The 18,827-nt window shown below is 43.9% G+C and carries 19 protein-coding genes; 17 read left to right on the top strand and 2 right to left on the bottom strand.

Annotated elements, in window-relative coordinates; genetic code table 11:
* Window positions 1-34 precede the first annotated feature (34 nt).
* The 6 genes from kdsA to QGN29_RS00885 all read left to right on the top strand — a co-directional run bounded on the left by kdsA (window position 35) and on the right by QGN29_RS00885 (window position 6,679).
* Complete coding sequence (gene kdsA, locus QGN29_RS00910) at window positions 35-874, top strand: 3-deoxy-8-phosphooctulonate synthase (RefSeq protein WP_310798762.1); 840 nt, start codon at window positions 35-37, stop codon at window positions 872-874.
* A gap of 4 nt (window positions 875-878) precedes the next feature.
* Complete coding sequence (locus tag QGN29_RS00905) at window positions 879-1,388, top strand: KdsC family phosphatase (protein ID WP_310798761.1); 510 nt, start codon at window positions 879-881, stop codon at window positions 1,386-1,388.
* A 7-nt stretch (window positions 1,389-1,395) separates the two neighbouring features.
* Complete coding sequence (kdsB, locus tag QGN29_RS00900) at window positions 1,396-2,142, top strand: 3-deoxy-manno-octulosonate cytidylyltransferase (RefSeq protein WP_310798760.1); 747 nt, start codon at window positions 1,396-1,398, stop codon at window positions 2,140-2,142.
* Window positions 2,143-4,215, top strand: a complete 2,073-nt coding sequence (locus tag QGN29_RS00895; protein WP_310798759.1) for a capsule polysaccharide biogenesis protein — start codon at window positions 2,143-2,145, stop codon at window positions 4,213-4,215.
* On the top strand, window positions 4,215-5,420 hold the full coding sequence (locus QGN29_RS00890) for a capsular polysaccharide export protein, LipB/KpsS family (RefSeq protein ID WP_310798758.1): 1,206 nt from the start codon (window positions 4,215-4,217) through the stop codon (window positions 5,418-5,420). The genes QGN29_RS00895 and QGN29_RS00890 overlap by 1 nt, the downstream gene beginning before the upstream one ends.
* Before the next feature lie 257 nt (window positions 5,421-5,677).
* Complete coding sequence (locus tag QGN29_RS00885) at window positions 5,678-6,679, top strand: KpsF/GutQ family sugar-phosphate isomerase (protein WP_310798757.1); 1,002 nt, start codon at window positions 5,678-5,680, stop codon at window positions 6,677-6,679.
* 67 nt (window positions 6,680-6,746) lie between these two features.
* Here the strand turns inward: QGN29_RS00885 and QGN29_RS00880 are convergent, their stop codons facing one another.
* Both QGN29_RS00880 and tldD read right to left on the bottom strand, forming a co-directional pair.
* Window positions 6,747-7,013 (bottom strand): hypothetical protein, encoded by a 267-nt coding sequence (locus tag QGN29_RS00880; RefSeq protein ID WP_310798756.1) that lies wholly within the window; start codon window positions 7,011-7,013, stop codon window positions 6,747-6,749.
* 111 nt (window positions 7,014-7,124) lie between these two features.
* Window positions 7,125-8,549, bottom strand: a complete 1,425-nt coding sequence (gene tldD / locus QGN29_RS00875; protein WP_310798755.1) for a metalloprotease TldD — start codon at window positions 8,547-8,549, stop codon at window positions 7,125-7,127.
* Between the two features lie 398 nt (window positions 8,550-8,947).
* Here tldD and coxB point away from each other — a divergent pair, with 398 nt between their 5' ends.
* The 11 genes from coxB (at window position 8,948) to QGN29_RS00820 (ending at window position 18,825) form a co-directional block, all read left to right on the top strand.
* Window positions 8,948-9,853 (top strand): cytochrome c oxidase subunit II, encoded by a 906-nt coding sequence (coxB, locus tag QGN29_RS00870; RefSeq protein ID WP_310798754.1) that lies wholly within the window; start codon window positions 8,948-8,950, stop codon window positions 9,851-9,853.
* 22 nt (window positions 9,854-9,875) lie between these two features.
* On the top strand, window positions 9,876-11,480 hold the full coding sequence (gene ctaD / locus QGN29_RS00865; protein ID WP_375164663.1) for a cytochrome c oxidase subunit I: 1,605 nt from the start codon (window positions 9,876-9,878) through the stop codon (window positions 11,478-11,480).
* A 124-nt stretch (window positions 11,481-11,604) separates the two neighbouring features.
* Window positions 11,605-12,498, top strand: a complete 894-nt coding sequence (locus QGN29_RS00860) for a heme o synthase (RefSeq protein ID WP_310798752.1) — start codon at window positions 11,605-11,607, stop codon at window positions 12,496-12,498.
* On the top strand, window positions 12,495-12,647 hold the full coding sequence (locus tag QGN29_RS00855; protein ID WP_310798751.1) for a hypothetical protein: 153 nt from the start codon (window positions 12,495-12,497) through the stop codon (window positions 12,645-12,647). The genes QGN29_RS00860 and QGN29_RS00855 overlap by 4 nt, the downstream gene beginning before the upstream one ends.
* A gap of 14 nt (window positions 12,648-12,661) precedes the next feature.
* Window positions 12,662-13,225: a cytochrome c oxidase assembly protein gene (locus QGN29_RS00850; protein ID WP_310798750.1), complete on the top strand. Its 564-nt coding sequence runs from the start codon at window positions 12,662-12,664 to the stop codon at window positions 13,223-13,225.
* A 106-nt stretch (window positions 13,226-13,331) separates the two neighbouring features.
* Window positions 13,332-14,240 (top strand): cytochrome c oxidase subunit 3, encoded by a 909-nt coding sequence (locus QGN29_RS00845; protein WP_310798749.1) that lies wholly within the window; start codon window positions 13,332-13,334, stop codon window positions 14,238-14,240.
* Window positions 14,241-14,261: 21 nt separating this feature from the next.
* A complete protein-coding gene (locus tag QGN29_RS00840; protein ID WP_310798748.1) occupies window positions 14,262-14,687 on the top strand; it encodes a DUF983 domain-containing protein in 426 nt (141 codons plus the stop codon).
* Window positions 14,688-15,404, top strand: a complete 717-nt coding sequence (locus tag QGN29_RS00835; protein WP_310798747.1) for an SURF1 family protein — start codon at window positions 14,688-14,690, stop codon at window positions 15,402-15,404.
* An 80-nt stretch (window positions 15,405-15,484) separates the two neighbouring features.
* The gene (gene thrC, locus QGN29_RS00830) at window positions 15,485-16,891 is read left to right on the top strand and encodes a threonine synthase (protein ID WP_310798746.1); all 1,407 of its coding nucleotides are present in this window, start codon (window positions 15,485-15,487) and stop codon (window positions 16,889-16,891) included.
* A gap of 5 nt (window positions 16,892-16,896) precedes the next feature.
* Entirely contained in the window at window positions 16,897-18,138 is a 1,242-nt protein-coding gene (locus tag QGN29_RS00825) for a M16 family metallopeptidase (protein ID WP_310798745.1), read from the top strand.
* A gap of 222 nt (window positions 18,139-18,360) precedes the next feature.
* Window positions 18,361-18,825 (top strand): Hsp20 family protein, encoded by a 465-nt coding sequence (locus QGN29_RS00820; RefSeq protein WP_310798744.1) that lies wholly within the window; start codon window positions 18,361-18,363, stop codon window positions 18,823-18,825.
* The last annotated feature ends 2 nt before the right edge of the window (window positions 18,826-18,827 follow it).

The following is an 18,827-nucleotide window of genomic DNA, read 5'->3' as shown; positions in this document are numbered from 1 at the left end:
CTAAAGTTAAACAACACTATTGTCGGGGATATGTATGCATACTGTTGATATTACTCATGAAATTTCTATGGCCAATGATAAACCCTTTGTTTTGTTGGGCGGGATGAATGTTTTGGAAAGTCGCGATTTGGCAATGGAAATTGCCGAAACGTATAAAACAGTCACTACAGAATTAGGCATACCCTATGTCTTTAAGGCCTCTTTTGACAAGGCAAATAGATCATCTATCTCGAGTTTTCGCGGTCCAGGACTTGAGGAAGGTTTAAAAATTCTATCAGAAATAAAAGAGACGTTTGATGTGCCTATTGTTTCTGATATCCATGAACCATGGCACGCTAAGCCTGCGGCGGAAGTGTTGGATATCGTTCAAATTCCTGCTTTTTTAGCGCGGCAAACCGATTTGGTGGTTGCCGCCGCAGAAACCCAGAAACCAATCAATGTGAAAAAGCCACAATTTTTAACGGCAAGAGAAATGCAACATATCCAAAATAAGTTGGCTGAAGCTGGGAATGAAAGAACAATGCTCTGCGAAAGAGGCAGTCAATTCGGGTATAATAATCTTGTCGTTGATATGCTAGCAATGGATGAAATGAGGCGCTATGCCCCTGTTGTATTTGATGTGACACATGCCCTACAGAGACCAGGAGGGCGGTCTGATAGTGCGGATGGCCGACGCGATCAGGTTGTTGCTCTTTCCCGCGCTGGCATGTCTCTTGGAATTGCAGGATTGTTTCTTGAGGCTCACCCTGACCCTGATCATGCGAAATGTGATGGTCCCTGTGCTCTGCCTTTAAATCAATTAAAACCATACCTGTCACAAGTCAAAGCGATTGATGACCTTGTTAAATCCTTTGATCATGTGAAGACGGGATAAGTAGATGACAATAGAAATGGCTGTATTTGATGCTGATGGTGTGTTGACCAGTGGTGCATTGGTATACGGGGCTGAAGGTGAGAATTATAAAGTCTTTCATGCCCATGATGGCTTAGGATTGAAACTGTTGCAACAAGCAGGACTGAAGATTGGTATAATCTCAGGCAGGGACAGTGCACCCTTGAGAAAGCGGGTAGAAGACCTCAATTTAGATTTCGCTCTTTTGGGATGTCAGGACAAAAAGGCGGCTCTCGATCAACTCTGCCGTCAAAATGAGATTGCGATGGATCGTGTTGCTTTTATGGGCGATGATTTGGTGGATTACCAAGTGATGCTAGCAGTTGGGATGCCTTTGGCACCTTCAAATGCTGTGGACGAGATTAAAAGCATCAGCCAGTTTGTTACCAAGAAATCAGGGGGCAAAGGGGCTGTTCGTGAGGCTGCGGAATATATCCTGAGCTTGAACAAGTTGAAACCACTGGATCTTATTAACAAGGCTGAGCAGAAGCAGTAAGAATTCTATGAAAATTATCATTCCCTCTCGCTATGATTCTACCCGTTTACCAGGCAAACCTCTGGCTGACATTGCTGGTAAGCCGATGATTGTGCATGTCTTAGAGCAGGCAAGAAAAGTTGCCGGTGCTGACAATGTCTGGGTGGCCTGTGATGATGACCGAATAGAATCAGCAGTTATTCAAGCAGGTGGACAGGCAGTGAAGACAAGTCCAAGTCACCAATCTGGTACAGATAGAATTGCAGAAGCTGCAGCGAAAATAGGCCTTGAGGACGATGAGATTATCATCAACATTCAGGGCGACGAGCCGTTAATTCCTCTTGAGTTAGTTCAGAAAACATATGATCTTTTTTCTGAGAATCCTTTGGCTCAGATGACCACGATAGTGGTGCCAATAGCATCGCCCAAAGATGTGGCAAACCCAAATGTCGTGAAAGCAGTTCTTGATGATCAAAATAGAGCACTTTACTTTTCAAGGGCTCCAATTCCTTTCGATCGGGATACCGAAGTGAGCGAACAAGGTGAGTCTCCATATTTGCGTCATGTGGGTATTTATGGATATCGACATTCGAGCCTAAAGGTCTTAACAAAAGCACCTGTTAATTCTCTTGAAGCGCTAGAAAAATTAGAACAACTCAGAGCCTTAGGGCTGGGCATGACCATCCAAGTAGGCATTTATGCTGATCCAATTCCGCACGGGGTTGACACACCTGAAGACTTAAAGACTGTCCAGGCGCTGATGGAGGCCGTGTAAATGGCTCGGGCTTTTACAAAGTCGCGCGGTATCAAAAAAGATCCCATGATCAGGGCAGCACTCGAGATGCCTCTCTTTAAAGACTTTTCCAAGGCTGGGTCAGAGGATGGGGATGTTATTGTAGGATGGGGTCAAAAAGATAATACGAGACGTGCGCGTGCACTGGCCCGCCAAAAAGGACTGCCTTATATACGCCTTGAAGATGGGTTTATAAGTTATCTTTCGCATCCAGAAATTGATGACCGACGCATTTCACTCATTATGGATCAAACGGGAATTTACTATGACGCTAGAAAACCCAGTGATTTAGAAAACCTGCTTAAAGACCGTCATTGGTTCGATGAGACTTTAAAAGCCCAGTCGGAAAGGGCCATGCACCGCATACGACAATGGAAAATTACAAAATATAATCATGCGTCTAATGACCTTTCTGAGGAGACACAGCTCTCGATCTTAAAAGCGAAAGAAAGCCAGAAAGAGATCATCTTATTGGTCGATCAGACGTTTGGGGATAAAGGCATAGAATATGGCCTCGCGGATGAAAATAGTTTTGAGGAAATGGTCAGGTCAGCTAAGGAAAATCACCCGTCCGCTCTCTTTATTATCAAAACTCATCCTGATGTTGTCCTAGGCAAAAAGAAGGGCTATTTAAATCAGCTGAAAACTTTGAAGGATATGGATCACTATATCTCTACGGATCATGTGCCTCCTTTAACTCTTATCAACCAGGTTGATCATGTCTATACCGTCACGTCTCAAATGGGATTTGAGGCATTGTTATGCAAGAAACCAGTTCATTGTTTCGGCATGCCATTCTATGCGGGTTGGGGGCTTACGTATGATCGACTAAACTGTCCGCGTCGATCAGAAACGGTGACACTTGAAGAATTATTCGCTGCTGCTTTTATTGTATATCCTATTTATGTATGTCCCTATTCAAAGAAAAGATGTTCACTGGAACAAATCTTGGATTATCTCATTGCTGACAAACAAATGCCGCGTCTAAAGGCGCGGCGTGTGATTGCAGCTGATTTTTCGTTATGGAAGAAAGGGTTTATCGGAGATTTTATCCAAGGTTCTGACGCTGACATCGTTTGGATTAAGCGCGGCCATGTTCTGAATTTTGCCTATAAGCCTGGAGATGCGCTCTTGGTTTGGGGGCAGAAATTTCAAGAATTTAGGCATCATTTTCCAGATTTTCTTGATATTTGGCGTATTGAGGATGGTTTTTTAAGATCTATTGGTTTGGGCAGTGATTTACGCCGTCCCGCTTCGTTAGTTCTTGATAAAATTGGAATGTATTATGACGCCTCTAGTCCCAGTGCGCTTGAAAATTTTCTCTCTAATCATGACTTCTCTGTGGAAGACCGTGCCCGTGCAACCGCTTTTATTGCAAAGATGAAAGCTGGGAGACTGAGTAAATATAACGTCGGTAAAAAACTTACAAAGACATTTGATAATCAAGGAAAGTCTATTATTTTGGTTACGGGCCAAGTAGAAGGAGATGCTTCTCTTGCTGCAGGCTCTCCCAAGATCAAGGATAACGCATCTCTGCTTCAGACTGTCAGAAAAAATAATCCCAATGACTATATTATCTATAAAGCTCACCCTGATGTTCTAGGGGGCAATAGAGCGGGAAAAGTGTGTAGAAAAACACTTGAGAAATGTGCAGATGCTGTCGTAGATGATGTTGATATTCAGGACTGTATACAGATTGCCGATAGTGTGCATGTCATGACCTCAGGCTCTGGATTAGAGGCTATGATGATGGGCAAAGAAGTTCAGTGTTATGGGATGCCTTTTTACGCCGGCTGGGGGCTGACGGTTGACCATCTGCAAACAGACAGAAGAGGGCGCACACTTACACTGGAAGACATAATCTATGCTGCATACATAGTTTATCCTACATACGTGAGTTGGCCTTCTGGAGCACGGAGTAGCCCTGAGGCTTTGCTGGGCGAGATAAAAAGCGCTAAGCGTAAGAATAATGCAGTCGAAGTCAGAGGCTTTTGGAGCAGGCTAAGGAGCTACCTTCGAAAGGGCCTTTATTTGACGGAGGCTTTGCTAAAATAATGACTGAGAAAAAAAACATTCTTCTCCTTCAGGGCCCTCTTGGTCCTTTCTTTGAAGATCTCGCTGATGAGATTAATGCCCAGGGTCATGTGGCACATAGGATTGCTTTTAATCCTGGAGATCGCTGCTATGCTCGCGGTGATTATATCGTCTGTTTTCGCGGCGCAGCTGAAGAATGGCAAGCCTATCTCCGTCAATATATCGAGGATAGGGCAATTGATGGAATTATTCTATACGGAGAAAGCCGGCATTATCATCAAGTAGCGAGACTTGTTGGGGAAAAAAAATCTATACCAGTCCTGTGTTTAGAAGAAGGATATGTGAGACCTGGATTCATCACAGCGGAGTGGGGGGGGAATAACGGCAACTCGCCTATGCTCGTTTCTGGAGAGGTAGCCTGTCATCACGACCAAGACCCTAAGCCAATATCTGTTGTGCCGACTTTTGCTCGGCGCACATTTTGGGGGATTATTTATTATCATATGTTTTTTTATTTTCAGGGGCTGTTTAAGGGCTATATCCATCATAGACCAGGAGCAGGGTTTGGTGAGATGTGTAAGTGGGTCTGGGCTGGGGTTAGGAAACTAACGGTCAAGACAAATGATAATAAAATTATGCGGCAACTTGTGTCTCATCAAGGGCGTCTCTTTTTTGCGCCTCTGCAAGTTTCTGTTGATTCCCAAATTATTTACCATTCTCCTTTTGACTCAGTCGAAGAATATATTTCATTCCTTATCGGTAAATTTGCAGCGTCAAGGCAGGACGGAGATCTTCTTCTTTTGAAGCATCATCCAATGGATCGGGGCTTCAAGCATTATGCTGCACTTATTAAGAAGCTGGCTCAAGAGCATCATGTTGAGGCGTTTATTCTGTATGGCTTTGAAGTCGATCTGGAGGCCATTTTGTCTAGAGCGACGGCATGTCTAACAATCAACAGTACTGTTGGGCTAGTCGCTCTAAGAGAGAAAGTGCCCACGTATCTCTTTGGGACGGCTATATATCAGGACTTGGCTCAGACAAATGAAACACTTTCCTTCGACGAATTTATGGCGGCACCAGTCCTTAGAGAGCCGATGAAAGAATATCACTCTTTCATTTCACGACTAAAAAGGCAGTGTCTGCTGCCTGGAGATTATTATTGTAAACGGCGTGAAACAGCTCGAACTATTATTTCAATTCTTCAAGAACGAATTCTTCAACCATAAGAATTGATCTTAAGAATTTTGTCAAAGTGTTGTTTTTATGAACCACATAGTTTCAAAGCAAACAAAACCTATGGTTTTCCTTATGCTTTAGGTGAGGAGGCATGTAAATAAATAACCTTTTCAGAGAGATAGTAATCTTATTTATTAAATAAAATTAGAATAATGCATTGCACAAGAACAATTTTACTGTAATATTCCGCTCATTAAATCGGAATAGTGGAAGAGTACTTTTTATACTTCTTAGTTGAGACTTACTTATGGATAAAAGTTTACCTGATAATATCCTTGAAATTCCTAATGGATTGCGCAGTGACCTTAATGATACCTTAGATCATGTTGCGGATGCCTTTGTTCAGCAAAGCCAAGCTTTAGATAAGCTTTCCAAAATATTTTCAAGAGATACTTATCGTGCAGCTCTCAGAATGATCATGCAGACCAAGGGGCATGTGATCATTATCGGTATGGGAAAATCAGGGCACGTGGGCAGAAAAGTGTCTGCGACAATGGCGTCTACCGGAACGCCTTCTTTCTTCTTGCATCCTGCTGAGGCTAGTCATGGGGATCTAGGGATGATTACCCCTAAAGACACGTTGATGTTGATCTCTTATTCTGGTGAAACGCAAGAAATTATCCAGCTGGTTCCTCATTTGAAAAAGTTTGGTAATAAAGTACTTGCAATCACAGGAAAACCAAATTCATCGCTAGCCTCCATTTCTGATGTTGTGATTGATATTCATGTGGATGAAGAGGCATGTCCTCAAAATTTAGTGCCAACGACGTCGATTACGGTGACAAGTGCGATCGGGGATGCTCTTGCTCTCGCTTTGATGCAGCTTAGGAATTTTGGCGCTACAGAATTTGCACGCTTTCACCCAGGCGGCTCGCTTGGTAAGAAGCTTCTCAATACAGTCTCAGATTTGATGGCTGTGAAATCAGTACCAATTGTAAGCCCGTCAATCGTTCTGCTTGAACTTGCGTCTGAAATGGCTGGGGGTGCACACGGTGTGGCCGTCGTCGTGAACGAAGAGTCTAAACCTATTGGGGTTGTGACGAAAGATCAGCTTGCTGTTGCTTTGCGTGTTACACGTCGTATTGAAGAAGTGACCGCTCATCAGGTTATGAGTAGTCATTTTGAAACTGTAACTTCAAGTGAGATTGTCTACAAAGCAGACGAAGATATGCGCCACAAAGATGTGAAGTTCTTATTGGTTGTTGATGATGACAACTCTTACAAAGGATTATATAAACCGGAAGAATAGAGTTTATAGATATTCAATTTCAAAGCCAGTGAAATTCACTGGCTTTTTTTTGCTCTCATTCTACCAACTACTCAATTGGATCGATTTCTGTACGGCGTAGAATGCGTCTGTAAGGGTATGGCATTTTGTTTGTCGCAAAAGACATTGATTTATCAAAAAGGCCAAACTGCTTCCGAGCTTTTTGAACAAGTCTGGCTGCAGAGGGCGTGCTTGGCACGAGGAACATCAAGCCAATAACAAAGAATATTATACCAAAGGGAATAGGGGTTAACATGCCTATGATGCCTATAAAGCATAAGGCTGAGCCGATTATTCGGCAAAGAATACGAGCCATTTTGGCCTCCATTTATCGTCTGTCGTGTATGAGCTGTTTTGTCGCTCTTATAGTATCTGACAAATATAAGCGTTTTTAGGCTATTATTCAAGTTATGTCTTTTGAAAGATGTTATCCTGTGCCGCCGACGGTCAAGCCTTCGATCCTCATTGTAGGTTGTCCCACACCAGCGGGGACTGTTTGTCCGCCTTTTCCGCACATGCCAACACCGTTATCTAATTTGAGGTCATTGCCAATCATAGAAATATGTTTCAAGCTTTCTGGACCACTTCCGATGAGCGTTGCGCCTTTTACAGGTTCGGCAATTTTACCCCCTTTGACTCGGTATGCTTCTGTACAACTAAAGACAAATTTTCCGTTTGTAATGTCTACCTGCCCGCCGCCAAAATTGACCGCGTAAAGCCCGTCCTCAACAGAAGCCAGAATTTCAGCTGGGTCTTTATCACCAGCGAGCATGAAAGTGTTGGTCATTCGAGGCATTGGGGCATGTGCATAGCTTTGACGCCTGCCGTTGCCTGTTGAGGCTCCGCCCATAAGTCGTGCGTTAAGTCGATCCTGCATATAGCCAGTTAGAATTCCGTCTTCGATAAGAGTTGTACGCTCTGTAGGTGTGCCCTCATCATCGATTGAAAGACTGCCTCTTCGGTTGTCCATGGTACCGTCGTCAACCACTGTCACACCTTTGGCAGCCACTCTCTCGCCCATCAGGCCAGCAAACGCACTGGTCCCTTTTCGATTGAAATCTCCTTCAAGGCCGTGACCTACCGCTTCGTGAAGAAGGACACCGGGCCAGCCCGGTCCTAAGACGACTGTCATCTCTCCCGCTGGGGCGGCAACACTTTCTAAATTCACTTCGGCTTGTCTGATTGCTTCATGGACCTGAGCTTGCCATAGACTTTCATCAAACAGCTGATCATAGTTATATCGGCCGCCGCATCCTTCATACCCGACTTCTTGACGTTCCCCCGACTTCAACACAACTTGTATATTTAGCCGAACAAGGGGGCGAATGTCGCCTACTGAGAAGCCTCCGGCCCGCATGATTTGTATATGACTGTGAGAGGCATTCAGTGAAGCACTCACTTGGGCAATTCGAGGATCCTTTGATCTTGTGTAGCGATCTATCTCTTCAAGAAGAGCGATTTTGCGAGAAAAATCCATACCGTCCAGAGGGTTTTCGGGGCTGTATACGAGGCGATTTGTTCTGACGGGATGTGTTGCCATTGTTCCCGTTTGTCCAGACTTAATTGCGCCTACTGTGGACGAAGCTCTCTTGATCGCCTCGTTTGATAATTCGCTGGCGTGGGCAAAGCCAGTGGAATCGTCTTTAACAGCTCTGAGTCCAAATCCCTGTGATTGGTCATAGGAGGCAGCCTTTAGTCGTCCATCATCAAACGAAAAGGATTCTGAGACAGAGGATTGTAGATAAAGTTCCCCATCATCCATTCCATGAAGAGTGGAATCAACAACGTCTTGCGCCTGATTTTGATCCAACTGATTCTGTTCGAAAAATGGATTGTTAGGAAGCTTTTCCATAAATTGGCCCTTTATTGAAAGTGTTTGGTCATTTCTTATTTTATAGTTGTCTTGCTAGCAGAAAAAATCAAGTGTTACATCTTTTTACTTAAATCTTATCCATAATCTCAATTATTCAAGTGTTTCCGCGAAAAAAACATTAATATGAGAGCGGATTTTATATGCAAAAAAGATATTTCTTAAAAAAAATATGCAAAAACAAGCAATGAAACCTTGAGCCTTTCTGAACCTTTGGTATAACGGGGCCAATGTCGACAAAGAAAGTCGATGCTTAGGCATGCTTGTTTTTGTCAGATATTTTGTCCTACGGGTCAAGAATTCCATCGTTTTCAGAAGAGACGTTCTTCTGGTCTTTGAGCGGAAATTGACTTAGTGGCGTATGAAAAGGAAAGTATATTATGCTTATTAAAAGGCTTGCTGCATTTTTGTCAGTCCTGAGTGGATTGTCATTTTCTGCATTAGCTGAGACTGTGGGGAAACCTGTAGAAAAAGGAATTTGGCTTCCTGAGCCTGCAAATCAGCAGGCTGCAGAAATGTTTGATTTCCACTGGCTGCTGCTTATCATCATCACCCTGATTACAATTTTTGTATTCTTGCTCTTGGTTTGGATAGCTTTGCGCTATAATGCAAAGCGTAATCCTGAATCGGCGACATTTACCCACAATACCCTTCTTGAAGTTGTGTGGACTGCCGTTCCTGTTCTGATCCTTGCTGCTATCGCAGTGCCGTCAATCAAACTTCTCTATTTTCAAGACGTCGTTCCTGAAACTGAGTTTGCGATTAACGTGACAGGTAATCAGTGGAACTGGACCTATAATTATCCTGATCATTCGGGCATTGAGTTCACTTCTGTAATTGTGCCTAATGCAGCATTTGAAAATAATCCTGAAGGTTCTTTTGATCCGAATGCGAAAGCACAGGCAGAAGAAGAAATTACAGATCATCTTGGCTTCGCGGCTACATTAAATGCACGCTTACTAGATACCAATACACGATTGGTTATTCCTGTGAATACAGCGATTAAAATCAACTTAACAGCTAGCGACGTGATCCATTCTTGGACAGTCCCTCGTTTCGGCGTAAAGCTGGATGCTGTTCCTGGTCGTTTGAATGCGACTTGGGTTAAGGTTGATAAAATCGGTGTCTTCTACGGACAGTGCTCTGAGCTTTGCGGTAAAGACCACGCCTATATGCCAATTGCTGTACAAGTTGTAAGCAAAGAAGATTTCGCCAAGTGGGTTGAGCATGCAAAAGGTTTGTATGCTGAAGGCCCTGTCAAAGCAACAACAGCGCTTGGTCGCTAGAGTAGAGGAAAGGACAAGAGCAATGGCTCATGCAGATCCTACAGGCTGGCGTCGCTGGCTTTATTCAACAAACCATAAAGATATCGGTGTAATGTATCTTTGGTTTGCCTTTTTCGCAGGCCTGATTGGCTTTACAATGTCTGGCCTTATGCGCTGGGAATTGGCTGAGCCAGGCGTGACTGTTCTCCCACAATTATTTGGTGTGACAGTTGAAGAAGCGAAACATCTTTTTAACGTCTTAACGACAGGTCACGGCTTGATCATGGTCTTCTTTATGGTCATGCCAGCTCTGATCGGTGGTTTTGGTAACTATTTTGTTCCCTTGATGATTGGTGCGCCTGATATGGCTTTCCCAAGAATGAATAACGTATCATTCTGGTTAATGCCTCCAGCCTTCATCTTGTTGCTGCTTTCAACTGTTGTCGAAGGGACGGCTGGAATGAATGGTTTTGGTGGCGGTTGGACGGCCTATGCGCCGCTTTCAACCTCGGGACACACAGGACCTTCAATGGATCTAGCGATATTGTCACTGCACGTGGCAGGAGCGTCTTCGATCATGGGGGCGATCAACTATATTACGACAATCTTTAATATGCGCGCGCCTGGAATGACAATTCACAAGATGCCTTTGTTTGCATGGTCAATTCTGATTACTGCATTCCTTCTTGTTCTGTCTCTTCCTGTACTTGCTGGGGCCATTACAATGTTGCTAACAGACCGTAACTTCGGCACAACATTCTTCGATCCAGCAGGGGGCGGTGACCCAATTTTATTCCAGCATTTATTCTGGTTCTTTGGACACCCTGAAGTTTACATCATGATTCTGCCTGCCTTTGGTATTGTTTCTCATGTAGTCTCAACCTTCTCAAAGAAGCCTGTGTTTGGATATCTTGCGATGGCCTATGCCATGGCAGCGATTGGCTTCATCGGGTTTATCGTTTGGGCTCACCATATGTATACTGTAGGGCTGGATGTTGATACGAAGGCATACTTTGTTGTTGCAACAATGATTATCGCGGTTCCCACGGGGGTTAAGATTTTCTCGTGGATTGCAACAATGTGGGGAGGCTCTATCACCTTCAATACACCGATGCTTTATGCGATTGCCTTTATCTTCCTCTTCACTGTAGGGGGCGTGACGGGCGTTGTATTGTCAAATGCTGGTGCTGATGTTGTTCTTCATGATACTTATTATGTTGTGGCTCACTTCCACTATGTTCTCTCACTTGGTGCTGTTTTTGCCATCTTCACAGGGTTATATTACTGGATGGGCAAAATGTCTGGAAAGCAATATCCTGAGTGGGCTGGTAAGATTCAATTCTGGATCACATTTATTGGCGTGAATACTATTTTCTTCCCGCAACATTTCCTAGGTTTACAGGGAATGCCGCGCCGTTATGTTGACTATACTGATGCGCAAGCATATTGGAATATGGTTTCATCAATTGGCTATGCGATTACCCTTGTTGGTGTTGTTATGTTCATCCTTGTCTTCGCGTATACACTCTTTGTACGTAAGAAGGATGTGGCAGACAATCCATGGGGTGAAGGAGCGACAACTCTTGAGTGGACATTGACGTCCCCTCCACCTTTTCATCAGTTCAACGAACTGCCAAAGATTAAGTAAGATCTTATCTGGAATGGCCCTAAGGGTATAAATAACCAGCCCTCTGTCCTATTTTCAGGGCAGGGGGCTGAAGCAAATTTGGGACAGGTGTCCTGACGAACTCATAACGCGTATAGGATAGAGAATGAGCGAGCATAATACACAGTCTGCAAATGCTGATGTGAATGATTACTTTCAGCTGCTGAAGCCAAGAGTAATGTCTCTCGTAATCTTTACTGCCTTTGTCGGAGTTATCGCTGCTCCCGGCGACATGCATCCGATTATGGCCTTTGTGTCTGTTCTCCTGATCGCTATTGGGGCCGGTGCTTCCGGCGCTCTAAATATGTGGTATGATGCGGATATTGATCAGGATATGGATCGGACAAAAGGACGGCCAGTTCCTGCGGGAAAAGTTTCTGCGGACCATGCGAAAACATATGGAATGATCCTCTCTTTCGGATCAGTCTTCTTGATGGGGATCCTCATTAATGTCACGTCTGCAGTGCTTCTTGCCCTAACCATTTTCTTTTATGTGGTCATATATACCATTTGGCTGAAGCGCCGTACGCCGCAAAATATTGTAATTGGCGGTGCAGCAGGGGCTTTTCCTCCTATGATTGGATGGGCTGCTGTGACCGATAGTGTCACATTAGAATCATTGGTTTTGTTCGGTATTATTTTTATCTGGACGCCACCACATTTTTTTGCACTGTCACTCTTTATCTCGAATGACTATGAACGTGTTAAAGTGCCTATGATGCCAGTTGTACACGGCGATCAGGCAACACGGAATAATATCATAGTCTACTCGTTGTTGCTGGCTCCCTTTGCTGTCCTTCCCTATTTCATGGGATTTGCTGGGCTGGCTTATGGTGTGGTTACAGCGATGCTAGGTTTGATTTTTGTCTACTATGCCTTATGTATTTCTATGAAACGCGAGGGCGCTGAAAAGAGATTGTTTCTCTTTTCAATCTTTTACCTTTTTGCAGTGTTTGCAACGCTCGCTCTAGAGCGCATTATTTTAGGATGGATATCATGAGTAACAATTCTGAAGAATTTCCAACTCAGCAAGTTGAAGTGACTGAAAACATGAAGAAACGCAATAAAGCTCTTGGGTTGGCGCTTGTTGGGTTAGTCTTTCTAATCACAGTAGTTACCATCTATCGTTTGGATCAAGTGACTCCCTAGAGCAGGATAGTTTAATGCAAAATAACGATCAGAAAAATAACCGTGTTGCGACAGCAATTGTGGTTGTCGTTCTAGGCATGGTCGGCATGTCGTATGCGGCAGTTCCTTTGTATGAGCTCTTTTGCAGGATTACCGGATACGGTGGGACGACCCAAATTGCAGATGATGTTGAAGTCGACGTCATAGACCGTAAAATCAAAGTTCGCTTTGTGGCTAATAATCACAGAGATATGCCTTGGGAGTTCAAGCCGAAGCAAAATATCCAGGACTCGTATGTTGGTGAGAAACGCATTGCGCTCTATGAGGCTTACAATCCGACGAATCGCACGATCAAAGGGACAGCAACGTTTAACGTAACACCTCATAAGGCTGGCGAGTATTTTCAAAAAATTGATTGTTTCTGCTTTACTGAGCAAGTGCTTAAACCGGGGGAGAGGATTGATATGCCGGTCCTATACTTTGTTGCACCTGAGATGAATGAAGATATCAATTTGCGAGATGTGACTGAAATTACCTTGTCCTACACTTTCTTTGTTATGAAAGATGATGAAGAAGTTGTAGAAAATGAAGAAAATTAATTGAAATAGAGGGCTGAGTGCGCTAAGCCTGCCCCTATATAAAGTTTAGGTTAGCTATCTTTGGAAATCTCCCAGCAGATAGTGCCGCGTATTAGGAGAAGTCAACATGGCGGGTCAAGAAGTAAAACATGACTACCACTTAGTAAATCCAAGTCCATGGCCATTCTTGATGTCTGTGGCTGTTATGTTCTTAACAGTGGGTGCAGTCTTTTCAATGAAGCCTGATTCTACCTTATTTGGTGTTCAGGGTGCGTCATTCGCGAATTGGATGTTCTTTGGTGGGTTTATCATGGTTCTATATACCATGTATACTTGGTGGAAAGATGTTGTGAACGAAGCTGAAAGTGGCGATCACACTCCTGTCGTACAGTTACACCATAGATATGGAATGATTCTCTTTATTGCTTCAGAGGTTATGTTCTTCGTTGCATGGTTCTGGGCCTTCTTTAATTTCGCCCTATACCCCCATGTGGAAGCGACAACATCGTTGAATAATGGGGATGCAAATTATCTCTGGCAAATTGCGGGTCAAGAAGCGCCTTATTTCTGGGATGTTTTCACAAATGAAGCTGTTTGGCCTCCAAAAGGTATTGAGACTTTTGATCCATGGCACTTGCCTTTCTTGAATACAGTTATCCTTCTTCTGTCTGGAACGACTGTGACATGGGCGCATCATGCCCTGATCGAAGATGATCGCAAATCCCTTAAACAAGGATTGTGGTTGACCGTTGGCCTTGGCGCATTATTCACTTGTGTTCAGGCTTACGAATATGGCCATGCTGCATTTGAATTCTCAGGCAATGTCTATTCAGCCTCCTTCTACATGGCGACTGGTTTCCATGGCTTCCACGTTCTTGTTGGAACAATCTTCCTGATTGTTTGCCTGGCGCGTGTGTATAAAGGTCACTTTAAACCAGAGCATCACTTTGGCTTTGAAGCCGCTGCTTGGTATTGGCATTTTGTCGATGTGGTTTGGTTGTTCCTCTTCTTTGCGATATATATCTGGGGCGCTTAATACCCCTGCGGAGTTATAGAGATGCAAGATCAGCATACTCAGAATACAGAAACCGATCGTGAGCAATCACGGTCGGTTTCGCCTGTTCAGGCTGGCCTAAACTGTGTTTGTCCTAACTGCGGCGAAGGCAAGCTTTATGCTTCGCCCCTGACGCTCTCCCTTACAGAAGAGTGTGCAATATGTGGCTTCGACTTAAAGGCAGCAGATCCTGCCGATGGTCCAGCTGTTTTTGCCATCTTCATCATGGGGTTTGTTGTGACTTTAGGCGCCCTTTGGCTGGAATTTAAAATCGGGGTTCCCTTCTGGATCCACTTAATTGTTTGGCCGTTGGTCACGATCTTTGGTTCTATTTGGTCCCTACGCGTCTTAAAAGGATGGATCGTAGCGATGCAGTTTCAAAACGATGCGCGCGAAGGCGCCCTTGATTCTAATCAAGAGTCTGAATAAATGCAAAAATTCCGTCCTTCTCTCGCTCTTTCGATCTGTACCCTTCTAGGCCTGGCAGTTCTTTTTTCTTTAGGTACTTGGCAAGCAGTAAAGGTCGGGCCAAAACAAGCAAGAATTCAGAAGGTGAATGAGCGATTTTCCTTGCCGGCTATCGATGTAAGTGATTTGAGGGGGGCTCTAATAGACAATGAGTTCAGACATGTAAAATGGTCTGGAGAATTAGTCGAGGTCCCCCCTTATAGGCATTTTCTCACAAATAAAAAGGGCGAGGCAGGGTATCACCTCTATAAGCCTCTTAAAGATAATACAGGCAAGGTCCTGCTTGTAAATTACGGCTGGGTTCCCTTTGAATATGATATCACTCAGTTGAAATGGCCCACGGGACCTATCTCTGTGAGAGGTTACATCCGAAAGTCAGTAACAGCATTACCCTTTCAACCTGATAATGATGCGGTGAATAATTTTTGGTATGTGGCCAATCTTGATGAGATGTGTGCACCATTTGTTAACAATAATCTCTCTTGTGCTGATGTTAGGCTCATTTTAAATGGGGACGAGACGGCCTTTCCCTTACAAGGCCAAATGGCGATTAAGTTGCCAAATCGCCATAGAGAATATGCCTTTACATGGTTTGGCATTGCAGCAGCGCTCATTGCAGTCTTTGTTGGCTTTGGGCTTCAGCGAGGTCGTGAGCTTGCGCAAGAAAATAATAAATAAGACCGAAGAGTATGGAAAACCTTGTATCCCTTGGAAATCCTGCTAAAGATGGCCTCAGTTTGAATGAATAGGTCTGTAAAATGAAGTATATTTCTACCCGCGGTCAAGAGAGCGATGACCGCTTAAGTTTCGAAGATGTAACACTCGCAGGACTTGCGCGAGATGGCGGTCTTTATGTACCAGAATACTGGCCAATCCTAGAAGCTGATGACATTGCGAACTTAGCAGGATTAAGCTATGCGGAAGTCGCAGTGAAAGTTTTATACCCCTTTGTCGAAGGTTCTTTGTCAGAGTCAGAATTGCGGACTGTTGCAGAAGAGACATATGGTCCTCAATTTGCTCATGCAGCCGTGGCGCCAGTCAAACAACTGTCTCATAACGAATATCTCTTAGAGTTGTTTCATGGACCAACGCTTGCTTTTAAAGACTTTGCGTTGCAAATGCTGGGTCGCCTTTTTGATATTTTCACGGCCCGCCAAAATCGTGAGATTTGTATTTTAGGAGCAACTTCAGGCGATACAGGCTCTGCAGCAATTGAAGCGACACGCGGCCGTGATACGGTCTCTATTTTCATGCTACATCCAGAGGGCCGTGTTTCAGAAGTCCAGCGTCGGCAGATGACAACTGTGATTGAACCAAACGTTATCAACCTAGCGGTTAAAGGGACGTTTGATGATTGCCAAGCACTTGTCAAAGAAAGTTTTAACGACCTTACTTTCCGTGATAATATTAATCTGACAGCAGTGAATAGCATCAACTGGGCGCGGGTTATGGCACAGGTTGTCTATTACTTCACCACAGCAGTGAGCCTAGGTGCCCCGCACCGGAAGGTCAGTTTTGTCGTCCCAACAGGAAATTTTGGTGATATATTTGCTGGGTTTGTTGCCCACAAAATGGGTTTGCCAATCGAGAAGTTAATTATCGCTACCAATAGCAATGATATTTTAGCAAAGACACTCCAAACTGGAAGATATGCAAAAGGCCAAGTAAAACCTACCCTCTCACCGTCTATGGATATTCAAGTGTCATCAAATTTCGAGCGGCTACTTTTTGAATTGACAGGCCGGAAAGGTAAGGATGTTGCAGAGCGCTTAACCCAATTCTCTGATTTAGGGTATTTCGATTTGGAGGACTCAGAGCTTGAAGCATTTAGAGAGCTTTTTGATGCCAGGCAAATTACGGATGAAGAAACATCTGATTTAATGAAAGAGATGCTTTGCGAGACTGGAGAACTTATTGACCCTCATACAGCTGTTGGTGTAGGGGCCTCGCGAGTTTGTCTGCAAGATAGCAACGCACCCATCGTGATCCTAGCCACAGCACACCCGGCTAAATTTGGTGATGCTGTAGAAAATGCTACGGGTACAGATCCTGAGCTACCAGCAAAAATGGCTGATTTAATGGACCGTGATGAAGGATATGGGGTTATCGAAAATAATGGGCCTGCACTTAGAGAAATGATGCAAAAATTTCGAGAAAGTAAATAGTCTCTATGACAATTGAAGTGACAACATTATCTAATGGCCTTCGCGTGGTTTCTGAATACCGAAGAAGTGTGGAAACAGCTTCTGTTGGCGTGTGGGTTAATGTTGGCTCTCGGTATGAAGAGCCATCTTTAAATGGGATAACACATTTTTTAGAGCATATGCTGTTTAAAGGGACGGAGCGTCGATCGGCGCGGGATATTGCTTATGAAATTGAGCGCGTAGGCGGACATATGAACGCCTATACTACGCGTGATTATACTACTTATTATGCACGCGTCCTTAAAGAAGATTTACCTCTAGCTGTAGATATGCTTGCTGATATAATTCAGAATAGTAAACTTTGTGATAAAGAAATCTTGCGCGAACAGGATGTTGTGATCCAGGAAATTGGTCAAGCTTTGGACACACCTGATGATCTTGTTTTTGATTTGATGCAAGAGGTCGCTTATCCAGATCAAGCGCTAGGCCGGACCATTCTCGGCCAGCCAGAAAATGTTCGCAGTTTCAATAGCACAACTCTAAAAGGCTTCATGCAAAGTCACTATACGGCACAAAATATGGTGCTGGCTGCTGCAGGCAAGGTGGATCATGCAGAGCTTGTCGCCCTTGCTGAGAAAGAATTTTCATCTCTACCACAGGGGCAGGATCAGGGCTTCGAACCTGCTATGTATCAAGGTAAGTCAATCCTTGATGACAAAGCATTAGAGCAAAGTCATGTAACGCTTGGTTTTCCAGCAGTAGGGTTTCATCATGATGACTATTATGCATTGCAGGTTTATTCTATGGCTCTTGGTGGGGGCATGTCTTCTCGTCTCTTTCAAGAAGTAAGAGAGAATAGGGGCCTTGCCTATAGTATTTATTGCTTTGCCAATTGCTTTTCTGATCATGGTCTTTTTGGAGTTTATGGCGGGACTTCTCCTGATCTGGTGCCAGAAATGGTGCAGGTAACCTTGGACCAAATGAAAGACATGAGTATGAATATGACCAGCGAAGAACTTGATGTTGCTAAGGCTCAGTTAAAGGCTGGTTTACTTATGGCCATTGAAGCGACAACAAGCCGAATTGAACAGATTGGGCGTCAAATACTGTTTTTTGATCGGGTCATTCCCATCGAAGAAATGATCAGTAATGTTGAATCAGTTGATCTCGCAAAAGTGAAGTCGTATGCAGCAGATCTTATAGAAACAGGGCCAGTGACGTCAGCTATCGTTGGAAAAGTACCTGTGGGGTATAAACTCCCTCTCTAGGAATTGAGTTAACTCTATAAAGAGAAGTTTGATTATTTTTATGATTTTTGAAAAATGATCGACTGCCTCTTGTTTTTCTTTTCACCCTTCTTACATGAAATATACAGTCGCCAATGATGGGGCTGTATGAAACCTAATATCTGTCCAAAATGGAAGATATGCTTTGTCCAAACGCACTGACCATAGCTGTCAGGGACACCTCGCTTAAGAAGGAGAATGATAATGCGTAGATTTGACCTAAGTCCCTTGATGAAAAGTTCAATCGGATTTGATCACTTAAATAGAATGTTAGATACAGCTTTTGCCGAAGACGGTGGCAGTAGCTATCCTCCCTACAATATTGAGAAAATTTCTGAAGATGACTATCAGATCTCAATGGCTGTCGCTGGTTTCTCACCCGAAGAGCTTGTTGTTACGGTCGAGGAAAATAGATTAATTATCCGAAGTGAATCCCTTCCTGAAAACTCTGAAAGATCTTACCTACATCGTGGAATAGCCAAGCGAGCATTTGATCGCCAATTTAATTTGGCCGAAAGCATAAAGGTAGGAGATGCGGCCTATGAAAATGGCCTTCTTGTGGTCAACTTAAAGCGCATCATTCCTGAGCATAAAAAGCCGCGCCAGATTGAAATACGAAATGGTAAGTCTGATGCCGTGCATACCGCTCTGGAAGTAGATGCTGCATAGAC

This window comes from Temperatibacter marinus, assembly GCF_031598375.1.
Classification (GTDB): Bacteria; Pseudomonadota; Alphaproteobacteria; order Sphingomonadales; family Kordiimonadaceae; genus Temperatibacter; species Temperatibacter marinus.
Note: the sequence above shows the minus strand (reverse complement) of the source record. Positions and strands in the feature narration are given on the sequence as shown.

Excerpts from the sequence above, each read along its gene's own strand:
- QGN29_RS00835 (WP_310798747.1), top strand. The coding sequence starts at position 14,688 with ATGCAAAAATTCCGTCCTTCTCTCGCTCTTTCGATCTGTACCCTTCTA.
- ctaD (WP_375164663.1), top strand. The coding sequence starts at position 9,876 with ATGGCTCATGCAGATCCTACAGGCTGGCGTCGCTGGCTTTATTCAACA.
- QGN29_RS00845 (WP_310798749.1), top strand. The coding sequence starts at position 13,332 with ATGGCGGGTCAAGAAGTAAAACATGACTACCACTTAGTAAATCCAAGT.
- QGN29_RS00885 (WP_310798757.1), top strand. The coding sequence starts at position 5,678 with ATGGATAAAAGTTTACCTGATAATATCCTTGAAATTCCTAATGGATTG.
- coxB (WP_310798754.1), top strand. The coding sequence starts at position 8,948 with ATGCTTATTAAAAGGCTTGCTGCATTTTTGTCAGTCCTGAGTGGATTG.
- QGN29_RS00850 (WP_310798750.1), top strand. The coding sequence starts at position 12,662 with ATGCAAAATAACGATCAGAAAAATAACCGTGTTGCGACAGCAATTGTG.
- QGN29_RS00825 (WP_310798745.1), top strand. The coding sequence starts at position 16,897 with ATGACAATTGAAGTGACAACATTATCTAATGGCCTTCGCGTGGTTTCT.
- QGN29_RS00820 (WP_310798744.1), top strand. The coding sequence starts at position 18,361 with ATGCGTAGATTTGACCTAAGTCCCTTGATGAAAAGTTCAATCGGATTT.
- kdsA (WP_310798762.1), top strand. The coding sequence starts at position 35 with ATGCATACTGTTGATATTACTCATGAAATTTCTATGGCCAATGATAAA.
- QGN29_RS00840 (WP_310798748.1), top strand. The coding sequence starts at position 14,262 with ATGCAAGATCAGCATACTCAGAATACAGAAACCGATCGTGAGCAATCA.
- QGN29_RS00905 (WP_310798761.1), top strand. The coding sequence starts at position 879 with ATGACAATAGAAATGGCTGTATTTGATGCTGATGGTGTGTTGACCAGT.
- QGN29_RS00890 (WP_310798758.1), top strand. The coding sequence starts at position 4,215 with ATGACTGAGAAAAAAAACATTCTTCTCCTTCAGGGCCCTCTTGGTCCT.
- tldD (WP_310798755.1), bottom strand. The coding sequence starts at position 8,549 with ATGGAAAAGCTTCCTAACAATCCATTTTTCGAACAGAATCAGTTGGAT.
- thrC (WP_310798746.1), top strand. The coding sequence starts at position 15,485 with ATGAAGTATATTTCTACCCGCGGTCAAGAGAGCGATGACCGCTTAAGT.
- QGN29_RS00860 (WP_310798752.1), top strand. The coding sequence starts at position 11,605 with ATGAGCGAGCATAATACACAGTCTGCAAATGCTGATGTGAATGATTAC.
- QGN29_RS00895 (WP_310798759.1), top strand. The coding sequence starts at position 2,143 with ATGGCTCGGGCTTTTACAAAGTCGCGCGGTATCAAAAAAGATCCCATG.
- kdsB (WP_310798760.1), top strand. The coding sequence starts at position 1,396 with ATGAAAATTATCATTCCCTCTCGCTATGATTCTACCCGTTTACCAGGC.
- QGN29_RS00880 (WP_310798756.1), bottom strand. The coding sequence starts at position 7,013 with ATGGCTCGTATTCTTTGCCGAATAATCGGCTCAGCCTTATGCTTTATA.
- QGN29_RS00855 (WP_310798751.1), top strand. The coding sequence starts at position 12,495 with ATGAGTAACAATTCTGAAGAATTTCCAACTCAGCAAGTTGAAGTGACT.